This window comes from Streptococcus thalassemiae (assembly GCF_903645285.1).
GTDB classification, from domain to species: Bacteria; Bacillota; Bacilli; order Lactobacillales; family Streptococcaceae; genus Streptococcus; species Streptococcus thalassemiae.
The window spans coordinates 132,879-146,767 of record NZ_CAHJXN010000003.1; the positions used below are offsets into that span (position 1 = coordinate 132,879).

At 37.4% G+C, this 13,889-nt stretch carries 10 protein-coding genes and 2 pseudogenes; 11 read left to right on the plus strand and 1 reads right to left on the minus strand.

Annotation, left to right across the window (positions count from 1 at the left end; translation table 11 throughout):
- Positions 1-58 precede the first annotated feature (58 nt).
- Positions 59-514, plus strand: coding sequence for a DUF3290 family protein (locus HWX15_RS05895; protein WP_175880525.1), 456 nt, complete (start codon positions 59-61; stop codon positions 512-514).
- Positions 511-1,146 (plus strand): DUF421 domain-containing protein, encoded by a 636-nt coding sequence (locus HWX15_RS05900; RefSeq protein ID WP_175880526.1) that lies wholly within the window; start codon positions 511-513, stop codon positions 1,144-1,146. Before HWX15_RS05895 ends, HWX15_RS05900 begins: the two co-directional genes overlap by 4 nt.
- A gap of 36 nt (positions 1,147-1,182) precedes the next feature.
- On the opposite strand, the gene HWX15_RS09940 is transcribed toward HWX15_RS05900, so the two are convergent.
- Entirely contained in the window at positions 1,183-1,353 is a 171-nt protein-coding gene (locus HWX15_RS09940; RefSeq protein ID WP_254867345.1) for a hypothetical protein, read from the minus strand.
- Between the two features lie 45 nt (positions 1,354-1,398).
- On the opposite strand from HWX15_RS09940, the gene HWX15_RS05910 reads away from it, so the two are divergent.
- The 9 genes and pseudogenes from HWX15_RS05910 to galE all read left to right on the plus strand — a co-directional run bounded on the left by HWX15_RS05910 (position 1,399) and on the right by galE (position 13,818).
- A complete protein-coding gene (locus HWX15_RS05910) occupies positions 1,399-3,144 on the plus strand; it encodes an ABC transporter ATP-binding protein (protein ID WP_175880527.1) in 1,746 nt (581 codons plus the stop codon).
- Positions 3,134-4,876 (plus strand): ABC transporter ATP-binding protein, encoded by a 1,743-nt coding sequence (locus HWX15_RS05915; protein ID WP_175880528.1) that lies wholly within the window; start codon positions 3,134-3,136, stop codon positions 4,874-4,876. The genes HWX15_RS05910 and HWX15_RS05915 overlap by 11 nt, the downstream gene beginning before the upstream one ends.
- 130 nt (positions 4,877-5,006) lie before the next feature.
- Positions 5,007-5,699 (plus strand): sugar transferase, encoded by a 693-nt coding sequence (locus tag HWX15_RS05920; RefSeq protein ID WP_175880529.1) that lies wholly within the window; start codon positions 5,007-5,009, stop codon positions 5,697-5,699.
- 42 nt (positions 5,700-5,741) lie between these two features.
- Positions 5,742-6,968 carry a DegT/DnrJ/EryC1/StrS family aminotransferase gene (locus HWX15_RS05925; protein WP_175880530.1) on the plus strand — a complete coding sequence of 409 codons (1,227 nt, stop codon included), beginning with the start codon at positions 5,742-5,744 and terminating at the stop codon, positions 6,966-6,968.
- A 921-nt stretch (positions 6,969-7,889) separates the two neighbouring features.
- Positions 7,890-9,967: pseudogene (locus tag HWX15_RS05930) on the plus strand (glycosyl hydrolase family 28-related protein).
- Positions 9,951-10,241, plus strand: a pseudogene (locus tag HWX15_RS10330) (protein phosphatase 2C family protein); the annotation flags it as partial. The pseudogenes HWX15_RS05930 and HWX15_RS10330, both read left to right, overlap by 17 nt.
- 457 nt (positions 10,242-10,698) lie before the next feature.
- Positions 10,699-11,307 (plus strand): phosphate signaling complex PhoU family protein, encoded by a 609-nt coding sequence (locus tag HWX15_RS05940; RefSeq protein ID WP_254867360.1) that lies wholly within the window; start codon positions 10,699-10,701, stop codon positions 11,305-11,307.
- A 12-nt stretch (positions 11,308-11,319) separates the two neighbouring features.
- Positions 11,320-12,795, plus strand: a complete 1,476-nt coding sequence (gene galT / locus HWX15_RS05945) for a UDP-glucose--hexose-1-phosphate uridylyltransferase (RefSeq protein ID WP_175880531.1) — start codon at positions 11,320-11,322, stop codon at positions 12,793-12,795.
- 12 nt (positions 12,796-12,807) lie between these two features.
- The gene (galE, locus tag HWX15_RS05950; protein ID WP_173249715.1) at positions 12,808-13,818 is read left to right on the plus strand and encodes a UDP-glucose 4-epimerase GalE; all 1,011 of its coding nucleotides are present in this window, start codon (positions 12,808-12,810) and stop codon (positions 13,816-13,818) included.
- The last annotated feature ends 71 nt before the right edge of the window (positions 13,819-13,889 follow it).

The following is a 13,889-nucleotide window of genomic DNA, read 5'->3' on the forward strand; positions in this document are numbered from 1 at the left end:
AAAATCACCCTCTTTCGTTTATAATGAAGAATGATTTTATGAAAGGGAGTGAAAATAAATGAAATTTTACTCATATGACTATGTGCTTAGCCAAATTAGTCAGCAAAATGGAATCATGATTGGCTTTGGGATTGTGCTCCTAGCCATCACAGGATTTTTTGCTTTTAAGGCTTATCGAGATAAAAAGGGGACTAAGTTTCGGGAATTGGTCATGATTTTAGCCTTGACCTTAGTAGCCATGCTTTTGGTAACAATTTCAAAATACCAGACCAATCAAGCCTCTAACAATCAATTTCAAACCTCCCTTCATTTCATAGAGGTCATTTCCAAAGACTTGGGAGTGGATAAATCAGAAGTTTACGTTAATACTTCAGCTGCCACTGATGGAGCACTTATCAAGGTAGGTTCAAATTTCTATCGTGCCATGAACGGGAGCCAACCAGACAAGTATCTTTTAGAGAAATTAGAATTGCATCAAACAGCTGCTATTGAATTGGTGGAGGTAAACAAATGACACTCAACTATATAGAAATTTTAATCAAACTGGCCCTGGGTCTATTCTCGCTTGTTTTTGTTATCAATGTGACAGGAAAAGGAAACCTAGCACCTAACTCTGCGACAGACCAAATTCAGAACTATGTTCTTGGTGGTATCATTGGTGGGGTGATTTACAATAGTTCAATCAGCATTCTGCAGTACGCAGTGATTTTGATGATGTGGACGATTTTGGTCTTGACCCTAAAGTGGCTCAATAACAATGTTCGTTTTGTCAAACGCTTGATTGATGGGAAACCAACTCTCCTCATTAAAAATGGGAAGATTGACCCAGAAGCCTGTCGTTCAGTTGGCTTGTCTGCGGCAGATGTTGCTCTCAAACTTCGTAGCCAAGGAATTTTCCAGATGAAGCAAGTTAAACGAGCTGTGCAAGAGCAAAATGGCCAACTCATCGTGGTTCAAATGGGGGATGAAAATCCTAAGTATCCAGTTGTGACTGACGGTGTGATTCAAGTCGATGTTTTGGAATCGATTGGTCGTAGCGAAGAGTGGCTGCTTGATAATCTCAGTAAGCAAGGGTATGACAATGTAGCCAATATCTTTATCGCTGAGTATGACAAGGGTGCCGTCACAGTTGTAACCTATGAATAAGAAAAACCTGGGGTCTTGTACTCTTCGAAAATCTCTTCAAACCGCGTCACCGTCGCCTTGCCGTATGTATATGTTACTGACTTCGTCAGTTCTATCTGCAACCTCAAAACAGTGTTTTGAGCTGACTTCGTCAGTTCTATCTATAACCTCAAAGCAGTGCTTTGAGCAGCCTGCGGCTAGTTTCCTAGTTTGCTCTTTGATTTTCATTGAGTATTGGCCTCAGGTTTCCATTTGCAATCAGAAAGGGATTTTATGTCCATTATTCAAAAACTTTGGTGGTTTTTCAAACTCGAAAAACGCCGTTATCTAGTCGGAATTGTGGCCTTGGTCTTGGTTTCCGTCCTCAATCTAATTCCCCCAATGGTTATGGGGCGGGTCATTGATGCTATTACATCGGGGCAATTAACCCAGCAGGACTTGCTTTTGAACCTCCTTTATCTGCTTCTTGCAGCTTTGGGTATGTACTATCTACGCTATGTTTGGCGCATGTATATCCTCGGTACTTCCTACCGTTTGGGACAGATTATGCGCTCTCGCTTATTTGAGCATTTTACAAAAATGTCTCCAGCTTTTTATCAAACCTATCGGACGGGGGATCTGATGGCACACGCAACCAATGATATCAACGCCTTGACTCGTCTCGCAGGAGGCGGTGTTATGTCTGCCGTGGATGCCTCTATCACGGCTCTGGTGACCTTGCTGACTATGCTCTTTAGCATTTCATGGCAAATGACCCTAGTTGCCATTTTACCCTTACCTTTCATGGCTTATGCGACCAGTCGTCTAGGGAGAAAGACCCACAAGGCCTTTGGCGAATCACAGGCTGCCTTTTCTGAACTCAATAACAAGGTACAGGAGTCCGTATCAGGTATTAAAGTGACCAAGTCTTTCGGTTATCAGGCGGACGAGTTGAAGTCCTTTCAGGCAGTCAATGAATTGACCTTCCAAAAGAACCTCCAAACCATGAAATACGATAGTCTCTTTGACCCCATGGTTCTCTTATTTGTTGGTTCCTCCTATGTTTTAACGCTCTTGGTCGGTTCCTTGATGGTTCAGGAAGGGCAAATCACGGTTGGGAATCTAGTTACCTTTATCAGCTATTTGGATATGCTGGTCTGGCCTCTTATGGCCATTGGTTTCCTTTTTAATATCACTCAGCGAGGGAAGGTTTCTTACCAGCGGATTGAGGAACTTTTGTCTCAGGAATCACCTGTACAAGACCCTGAGTTTCCTTTAGATGGCATTGAAAATGGACGCTTGCAGTATGATATTGACAGCTTTGCTTTTGAAAATGAGGAAACACTGACGGATGTTCACTTTAGTTTAGAAAAAGGGCAAACTCTGGGCTTGGTTGGGCAGACAGGCTCTGGAAAAACGTCCTTGATCAAGCTTCTCTTGCGTGAATATGATGTGGATAAGGGTGCTATTTACCTAAACGGTCATAATATTCGTGACTATCGTCTGACAGACCTTCGCAGTCTTATGGGCTATGTTCCTCAGGATCAGTTCCTCTTTGCGACTTCGATTTTAGACAATATCCGCTTTGGTAATCCTAACTTGTCCCTTTCAGCGGTCGAGGAAGCGACCAAGCTAGCTCAAGTATACCAAGACATTGTAGCCATGCCTCAAGGGTTTAATACGTTGATTGGTGAAAAGGGAGTCAGTCTTTCTGGAGGTCAAAAGCAGCGTCTGGCCATGAGTCGAGCTATGATTTTAGACCCTGATATCTTGATTTTGGATGATTCTTTGTCCGCCGTGGATGCCAAGACAGAGTATGCCATCATCGACAATCTCAAGGAAACACGTAAGGACAAGACAACCATTATCACTGCCCATCGCCTCAGTGCGGTTGTCCATGCAGATTTTATTTTGGTTCTGCAAAATGGCCAAATTATCGAACGAGGCAGGCACGATGACTTGCTAGCCCTGGATGGCTGGTATGCCCAAACCTACCAGTCTCAGCAGCTAGAAATGAAAGGAGAAGAAGATGCAGAATAAGCAAGAACAATGGACTGTATTGAAGCGCTTGATGTCTTATCTCAAGCCTTATGGGCTCCTGACCTTTTTGGCACTCAGTTTTCTCCTAGCGACTACGGTCATTAAAAGTGTTATTCCCCTTGTGGCTTCCCACTTTATCGACCAGTATCTCAGCAATCTCAACCAACTCGCTGTGACCGTTTTGCTGGCCTACTATGGCCTTTATATCCTACAAACGCTGGTCCAGTATGTCGGCAATCTTCTCTTTACGCGGGTGTCTTACAGTATTGTTAGGGATATTCGTCGAGATGCCTTTGCCAATATGGAGAAGCTGGGCATGTCTTATTTTGACAAGACGCCAGCAGGCTCTATCGTCTCTCGTTTGACAAATGACACCGAGACTATCAGTGATATGTTTTCAGGAATTTTATCTAGCTTTATTTCAGCAGTTTTCATTTTTCTGACAACTCTTTATACCATGTTGGTGTTGGATTTTCGTTTGACAGCATTAGTCTTGCTCTTTCTCCCCATGATTTTCCTTTTGGTCAATCTCTATCGGAAAAAATCAGTGAAAATCATTGAGAAAACCAGAAGTCTCTTGTCAGATATCAATAGCAAGCTGGCTGAAAACATCGAGGGAATCAGAATAATCCAGGCCTTTAATCAAGAGAAACGTCTGCAGGCAGAATTTGATGAGATTAACCAAGAACACTTGGTCTATGCCAACCGTTCTGTGGCCTTGGATGCCCTCTTTTTGCGTCCTGCCATGAGTTTGCTGAAACTTTTAGGTTATGCTGTCTTGATGGCCTACTTTGGCTATCGTGGACTTTATTTGGGAATAACAGCTGGAACCATGTATGCCTTTATCCAGTACATCAACCGCCTTTTTGACCCCTTGATTGAGGTGACGCAAAACTTTTCAACCCTTCAAACATCCATGGTTTCTGCAGGCCGTGTCTTTGCCTTGATCGATGAGACGACCTATGAGCCGCTTCAAGAAGATGGGCAGGCTAAAGTCAAAGAAGGCAATATCCGGTTTGAACATGTGTGCTTCTCATATGATGGCAAACATCCGATTCTGGATGACATTTCTTTTTCAGTTAACAAGGGTGAGACCATTGCCTTTGTGGGTCATACAGGTTCAGGGAAATCTTCGATTATCAATGTTTTCATGCGCTTTTATGAATTCCAGTCAGGACGAGTTCTCTTGGATGGTGTGGATATTAGGGACTACAGTCAGGAAGAGCTGAGAAAGAACATCGGTCTGGTCTTGCAGGATCCCTTTCTCTATCATGGAACTATCAAGTCCAACATCGCCATGTACCAAGAGATCAGTGATGAGCAGGTTCAGGCTGCGGCATCCTTCGTGGATGCAGATTCCTTTATTCAAGACCTTCCGCAGGGTTATGATGCACCTGTTTCCGAGCGTGGTTTGAGTTTTTCAACTGGTCAGCGTCAGCTTCTGGTCTTTGCTAGAACAGTAGCCAGTCAGCCTAAAATTCTGATTTTGGATGAAGCGACAGCCAATATTGACTCTGAAACAGAAAGTCTGGTTCAAGCTTCTCTTGCTAAGATGAGACAGGGACGAACAACCATTGCCATCGCCCATCGTCTTTCTACCATCCAAGACGCCAACTGTATCTATGTATTGGACAAGGGGCGCATTATTGAGAGTGGAACCCACGAGGAACTCTTGGCTCTGGGTGGAACCTACCACAAGATGTATAGCTTGCAGGCAGGGGCCATGTCCTAATACTCGTTGATTTTCATTGAGTGTAAGAAGGAAATCCTTCAAATTACAGATTTCTTTCACCGCCTTTTCTATTTTGTGGTATAATGAAAAATGTTGACAAATAGTATAATAAAAACAAAGGAGAAACAGCATGCTGAAATGGGAAGACTTGCCCGTGGAAATGAAATCAAGCGAGGTTGAGTCTTACTACCAGCTTGTCTCTAAAAGGAAGGGTTCGCTGATTTTCAAGCGTTGTTTGGACTGGGTTCTGGCCTTGTTTTTGCTAGTTTTGACTTCTCCCATCTTTCTTATTTTAAGCATTTGGATCAAGTTGGATAGCAAGGGACCAGTGATTTACAAGCAAGAGCGCGTGACCCAGTACAATCGACCTTTCAAGATTTGGAAGTTCCGGACCATGGTGACGGATGCAGATAAAAAAGGGAGTCTGGTGACTTCTGCTAACGATAGCCGCATTACCAAGGTTGGCAATTTTATCCGCCGTGTCCGTTTGGACGAACTGCCTCAGCTGGTCAATGTCCTTAAAGGCGAAATGTCTTTTGTAGGGACGCGTCCTGAAGTGCCACGTTACACAGAGCAGTATAGCCCTGAAATGATGGCAACCTTGCTTTTGCCAGCAGGGATTACCTCTCCAGCCAGCATTCACTACAAGGATGAGGACACTATCATCAGTCAAATGACGGAGAAAGGTTTGTCGGTTGATCAGGCCTATGTGGAGCATGTTCTTCCTGAAAAGATGCGCTATAACCTCGCCTATCTCCGAGAGTTTAGTTTCCTTGGAGACATCAAAATCATGTTTCAAACCGTGTTTGAAGTGCTAAAATAAAGTAGTCATGAGAAAATGAGTACAGATAAAAGGAGCAAATCAATGCCAAATTACAATATTCCATTTTCACCACCCGATATTACGGAAGCAGAAATTGCTGAAGTAGCGGATACCCTGCGTTCTGGTTGGATCACAACAGGTCCTAAGACAAAAGAACTAGAGCGTCACTTATCTCAATACACACAGACGCCTAAGACTGTCTGCCTCAACTCTGCGACTGCCGCTCTTGAGTTGATTTTGCGCGTCTTGGAAGTGGGACCTGGTGATGAAGTCATCGTTCCAGCTATGACTTATACAGCTTCATGTAGTGTCATCACTCACGTAGGAGCAACCCCTGTCATGGTGGATATCCAAGCAGATACCTTTGAGATGGATTATGACCTGCTGGAGCAAGCCATTACTGAAAAAACTAAGGTGATTATTCCGGTTGAGCTTGCGGGGATTGTTTGCGACTATGACCGTTTATTCCAAGTTGTGGAGAAAAAACGTGATCTCTTTACCGCTTCAAGCAAGTGGCAAAAAGCCTTTAACCGTATTGTGATTGTTTCTGATAGTGCCCATGCTTTGGGATCAACTTATAAAGGACAACCAGCTGGTTCTATCGCTGACTTTACTTCATTCTCTTTCCATGCCGTTAAGAACTTTACAACGGCAGAAGGTGGAAGTGCGACTTGGAAAGCCAATCCAGCGATTGACGACGAAGAGATGTACAAGGAATTCCAAATCCTTTCCCTTCACGGGCAAACTAAGGATGCCCTTGCCAAGATGCAACTGGGTTCATGGGAATACGATATTGTCACACCAGCTTACAAGTGCAATATGACAGATATCATGGCTTCCCTTGGTCTGGTACAATTGGACCGCTATCCAAGTTTGTTGCAACGCCGTAAGGACATCGTGGACCGCTATGATCGTGGTTTTGCAGGTTCTCGTATCCATCCATTGGCACACAAGACTGACACAGTTGAATCATGCCGTCACCTCTATATCACCCATGTAAAAGGAGCGAGCTTAGAAGAACGTAATCTCATCATCCAAGAATTGGCTAAAGCAGGAATTGCAAGTAATGTCCACTACAAACCGCTTCCGCTCTTGACAGCCTATAAGAATCTTGGTTTTGATATGGCGAACTATCCTAAGGCCTATGCCTTCTTTGAAAATGAAATTACGCTCCCTCTTCATACTAAACTAAGCGATGAAGAAGTGGACTATATCATTGAGACTTTCAAAACAGTTTCTGAAAAAGTACTAGTTTCATCAAAAAAATGACAAACTACAGTCAAGTAATAGTGATTCTGTTTCTAAAAAGTCTAATTGAGTGTAAAACTGTTGTTTTCAATTGAAAGTCCTATAGTAAAATGAAATAAAAACAGGACAAATCAATCAGGATAGTCAAATTAATTTCTAGCAATATTTTAGAAGCAAAGGTGTACTCTTATAGTTTCAATATACTGTATGGTTTGAAATGAGATGTGAGCAATTTGGTGTAGCATTTAGAATTTTTATTAGGCATCATTTAGAAAATGTAGTGTCTTGTTCTAGTTTTCAATTCACCCTATTTTTTGAAAGACGCGAGTTTCCACGAATGAGGTTGTGGAAACTCGCGTCTTTCTTTTTTGTTTTCAGAATATTGTTCAAAGTTTTGAGACTATTTTTCATGTTCTAGTCATTCTTTTGAAATAATCTATAAAACACGTGTCTGCAATGATTTATATGTCCTATTCCAGTATTTTAGAAGAACTGCGTCTATTTTTATAGAGCTTGAATCTAGCTTTTATAGAAAATCTATTTAAGAAATATATTGTATTGTTTTGATTTCAATCCGCTATATGAACGATATTCATGTAAATATACCTGGCGAATGCTTGCATGACAAGATATTTGTTCTTGTATTTATAAATTAGTATTTTACGAGATGTCAACATGCTTTAAATACAGTGAATAGGATATTTTTATGTTCAAGCTAAGAAAGATAGTAATCACTTTTGAATGGAAGGTTAAAGAATTATTAGAAGTATGGTTAGATATATAAATGGTCACGCTTTCACAATTTTGATATTTTATTGTGTTATTCCTTGACAATTTTGATTTAAAAATATATTATAAAGAAAATGACAGCGGTGTCATTTTCTGGTATGGAATTTATATGAATATTAAATTAGGACATAATGTTTTTAATTGGAGGCTAATATGAAATCTTTTCAACAAAATGAGGTTTTCTCTATTCGTAAGTCTAAGGTGGGAGTTTGCTCAGTTCTCTTAGCGGTTTTATTTATTGGAACACAAAGTGTTTTAGCTAATGAAGTAGTTGGTGAAACTTCTTCGTCTAAAGATAATATGCAAATGAACTCTTTGTTGAGTAGCACATCTACATCATTATCTGCGGAACCCCATTCTGATACTCTCAGTCTTGATAACAATTCAAGTTTAAGTACTGATAATAATGGAGGAGTGAGTATTAATCAAAATAAACCTGATATAACAAATGATACTATGATGGGTAACATCTCTGGGATGGAAGTGAATACTATTTTAAGTACTAATCTGAACGAACACGTAGCTTTGAATGTTAAAGATTATGGAGCAATAGGTGACGGGGTTAATGATGATCGTCAAGCAATTCAAGATGCAATAGATGCTGCAGCTCAAGGGCTAGGTGGAGGAAATGTATATTTTCCGGAAGGAACTTATTTAGTAAAAGAAATTGTTTTTTTAAAAAGTCATACACACTTAGAATTGAATGAGAAAGCTACCATTCTAAATGGTATAAATATTAAGAATCACCCTTCTATTGTTTTTATGACAGGTTTATTTACGGATGATGGTGCGCAAGTAGAATGGGCCCAACAGAAGATATTAGTTATTCTGGTGGTACTATTGATATGAACGGTGCTTTGAATGAAGAAGGAACTAAAGCAAAAAATCTACCACTTATAAATTCTTCAGGTGCATTTGCTATTGGGAATTCAAATAACGTAACTATAAAAAATGTAACATTCAAGGATAGTTATCAAGGGCATGCTATTCAAATTGCAGGTTCGAAAAATGTATTAGTTGATAATTCTCGTTTTCTTGGGCAAGCCTTACCCAAAACGATGAAGGATGGGCAAATCATAAGTAAGGAGAGCATTCAGATTGAACCATTAACTAGAAAAGGTTTTCCTTATGCCTTGAATGATGATGGGAAAAAATCTGAAAATGTGACTATTCAAAATTCCTATTTTGGCAAAAGTGATAAATCTGGGGAATTAGTAACAGCAATTGGCACACACTATCAAACATTGTCGACACAGAACCCCTCTAATATTAAAATTTTAAATAATCATTTTGATAACATGATGTATGCAGGTGTACGTTTTACAGGATTCACTGATGTATTAATCAAAGGAAATCGCTTTGATAAGAAAGTTAAAGGAGAGAGTGTACATTATCGAGAAAGCGGAGCAGCTTTAGTAAATGCTTATAGCTATAAAAACACTAAAGACCTATTAGATTTAAATAAACAGGTGGTTATCGCCGAAAATATATTTAATATTGCCGATCCTAAAACAAAAGCGATACGAGTTGCAAAAGATAGTGCAGAATATTTAGGAAAAGTATCAGATATTACTGTAACAAAAAATGTAATTAATAATAATTCTAAGGAAACAGAACAACCAAATATTGAATTATTACGAGTTAGTGATAATTTAGTAGTCTCAGAGAATAGTATATTCGGTGGTAAAGAAGGAATTGTTATTGAGGATTCAAAGGGTAAAATAACCGTTTTAAATAACCAATTTTATAATTTATCCGGTAAGTATATATCATTCATCAAATCTAATGCAAATGAGAAAGAAGCTGTTATACGTGATAGCGATGGTAATTTCAATATTGTAACGGAGAATGGGCTTTACAAAATTGTAACAAATAATTTAAGTGATAAAAACGAAAAAGAAAAAAACAAAGAGGAAAAACAATCTAATTCAAATAATGTAATTGATAGTAACCAGAAGAACGGAGAGTTTAACTCAAGTAAAGATAATAGACAAATGAATGACAAGATCGACAATAAACAAGATAATAAGACAGAAGAAGTAAACTATAAAATAGTTGGAGATGGCAGAGAAACTGAAAATCATATTAATAAATCTAAAGAAATAGTAGATGTAAAACAAAAATTACCAAAGACTGGTTCGAACAAGATTATGGAACTATTCTTAACAGTGACAGGAATTGGTTTACTTTTGACACTAAAAGGGTTGAAGTATTATGGTAAAGATAAATAAAATTTGTTCGATACAAGGAAGTTCTGTAGAAAATGAGGATACTGTAGGTTCACAAAATCAGTATTTTTGGATTATCGATGGAGCTACAGATTTATATAATTCTAAAGAGGAGATAGGTTATTCAGTCTCAGAAGTTGTACATATTTTATCAGAAAGTTTGTCGGTTAATTGTAAAGAATCAAAAACTCTTAAACAAATATTTGAAACTGCTTTACTCGAGGTTAAAGATGAAATCGGTTTAAACTCATATGAATTAACAGAGTATTATCGCTTACCAACATTTGCTTTTATATTTGCTAAACTTTCAGAAAAAAAGTTGGAGTATATGATGCTAGGTGACTGCGTCATGTTAGTAAACGAAATGGAAATAACTGATCATAGAGTAGATAACTTATTTGAAAAAGGAAAAAATGAGATAAAAGATTCAATTGGTACAAATAGTGCTTTAAATAAAAAAATTATTTTACAAAAAATCAGAAAATTATCTAATCAACCGAGTGGGTACTGGATAGGTTCGTTGGATGAGAGATTTTTAGACCATGCTATTATTAATCAAATAGATGTTATAGTGAAATTTTATGAGAAATACTATCAAAAGTTAATTAAGAGAATGTCGATTGATCAACTATGAAGAGATGATCAAGTATTCTAGTTATTGATGTTTGATATATGTTTAATTATTGTTCAAACTTTTTAGAAAGTTTAAATGATTAGTTATATTGAAATGAAATATAGTATCAAATAATTTAGAGACCATTTGGGTATCTGTGCTTGATAAATACGAGAAGTTATTTGAATATTTATCAAATGAAGAACGAATAGAATTGATTAAAGAAGATTTAATCATAAATGAGTCAGTTCTAAATGTTGATAAAAAAGGATATGAGTTAATTTGTTTACAACATCCTGTTTCATATGACTTAAGAAGAATTATTAGTGTAATAAAAATATCAACTGACATTGAACGTATTGGGGATAGAATTGTTGAAATTTTAAAAAATCTACAGATTATTCAAAATAATGAAATTTTGAAGAAAATTATTTCAGAAATAAAAATACTTCATGAAGTTATCGGACTGCATATGAATAGGGCTATATCTTGTTATAGAGAGGAACAATCTGGATGTTTAGATATGGTTGTTATACAAAAACAGAATGAGATAGAAGAGCTTAGTATAAATATTGAAAAGAAAATCATGAATTACATATTTGAAGATGATGGGAATGTTTCTGAAGTAATTGGTGCTTTAGATATTATTCGTCACCTTGATAAAATTGCTCATACTACGCAATCAATTTATAAATGGATAATGTATAGAAAATATGGGAACATAAATTAGAAAGAAAAATATATGAAAACAATTATTGATAATTTTGTTGATAGAGTAATTGAATACGGAATGTATAATGAAATTGACAAAATATATGTGAAAAATAGAGTACTAGCGTTAATAGGTGAGGAGGGAACTGATCGCATTTCCGATGAAAATGACCTGAAACAAATAAAAGATTACTTAGTGGAAATCGCCTTAAAAAACGGTAAAATTAAAGATTTAATCGAGGAAAAGGAATGTTTAGGAGCAGAGTTAATGAATTTCATAGTTCCTTTACCTAGTCGATTAAATGATATTTTTTGGAGTTCATATGATATATCACCTCAAGAAGCAGTTGAAGAGTTTTATAAGTTAAGTAAAGATAGTGATTATATTAAAACTTCTGCTATTGCTAAGAATATTGAGTTTCGAGCATCAACTAAATACGGAGAGCTAGAGATTACGATAAATTTGTCAAAACCCGAAAAAGATCCAAAAACAATTGCTGCTGAAAAATTAGTAAAAGCAACTAATTATCCTAAATGTTTACTATGTATGGAAAATGAAGGATATCAAGGTCGAATAAATTATCCAGCACGTTCGAATCATAGAATTATTCGGTTGAAACTTGGTGACGAAGTATGGGGATTCCAGTATTCTCCCTACTCATACTTTAATGAGCATGCGATATTTTTAAATAGTCAACATGTACCAATGGCTATTACCTCTAAAACATTTGAACAATTATTGGAGATTGTTGATATTTTGCCAGGATATTTTGCTGGTTCAAATTCTGATCTTCCTATCTCAGGAGGCTCCATTCTTAGTCATAACCACTACCAGGGAGGGAAACATATTTTCCCAATGGAAAAAGCAAAATTTGAGAGTGAATTTCGTTTTAAAGACTTTGAGGATGTTAATGCTGGTATTGTAAAATGGCCAATGTCAGTAATTAGGTTACAAAGTGAAAATAAAAATCGCTTGTTAGATTTAGCTACTAAAATTCTAAATAAGTGGAGAGAACATTCAGATTTAGAAGTAGACATCATTGCTATGACTGAAGATGTCCCACACCATACGGTGACTCCTATTGCTCGTAAAGTGGACGGGAGATATGAATTAGATATTGTTCTAAGAGATAATCATACTACTGAACAATACCCAGATGGTGTTTTCCATCCTCATCAAGATGTACAACATATTAAAAAGGAAAATATTGGGTTAATCGAAGTGATGGGACTTGCGATTTTACCACCTCGTTTGAAAACAGAGTTAGAAGAAGTTGAGAAATATCTTTTAGGAAAAGATAACGCAATTGCTGATTATCATTTAGAATGGGCCGTTCAATTGAAAGAAAAATATCCTGGACTTAAAGAGGAAGAGGTTCATAGCGTAGTTCAACATGAAGTAGGGCAAGTATTTGCGAGAGTTCTCGAAGATGCAGGTGTTTATAAGAATACTCAAACCGGACAAGAAGCATTTATGAGATTTGTTAAATCGGTTGGAATTAATTAGGAGGAAGTAAAAATGGCAATATTGGTAACAGGCGGAGCTGGTTATATTGGTAGCCATACCGTAGTAGAATTACTAAATTTAGGTAAGGAAGTCGTTATTGTCGACAACCTTTCAAACTCAAGCATTTTAGTATTAGATCGTATTGAAGCAATTACAGGGCAACGTCCTGCGTTTTACGAATTAGATGTCTGTGATAAACAAGGATTGAGAAAAGTTTTTGAACAAGAATCTATTGAGGCTGCAATTCATTTTGCAGGATACAAAGCTGTCGGAGAATCCGTGCAAAAGCCTGTAATGTATTACGAAAATAATATTATGAGCACATTAGCTCTTGTTGAAGTGATGTCAGAGTTTAATGTTAAAAAGATTGTATTTTCATCGAGTGCGACTGTATACGGCGTTCACAATCAGTCTCCCCTTATTGAGACGATGCCGACAAGTGCTACAAATCCTTATGGGTATACGAAAGTGATGCTTGAGCAAATTTTAAAAGATGTTCATGTGGCAGATTCAGAATGGAGTATTGCGTTGCTTCGTTATTTCAATCCAATTGGTGCTCATGAGTCTGGTTTGATTGGGGAAGATCCCTCAGGAATTCCTAACAACTTGATGCCTTATATTGCACAAGTAGCGGTAGGTAAGTTGTCAGAGCTAAGTGTGTTCGGAAATGATTATGATACGCTTGATGGTACTGGTGTGCGTGATTATATCCATGTAGTAGATTTAGCAATAGGACATATAAAAGCTTTAGAAAAAGTATCTGAAAAAACAGATGTTTATATCTATAACCTAGGCTCGGGAGAAGGCACTAGTGTATTACAACTTGTAAATACATTTGAAAGTGTTAATAAGATCCCTATTCCTTATAAAATAGTTCCAAGACGTTCAGGAGACGTTGCAACTTGTTATGCAAATGCAGACAAAGCATATAAGGAATTAAATTGGAGGACAACAAAATCGATTGAAGACATGTGTAGAGATACATGGAATTGGCAATCAAAAAATCCCAATGGCTATAATTGATGATACTGTCTATATGAGTGCTGTATTTTGGAAAAATTACTTAAACTTTTAATGAAATGCATATTTAATGA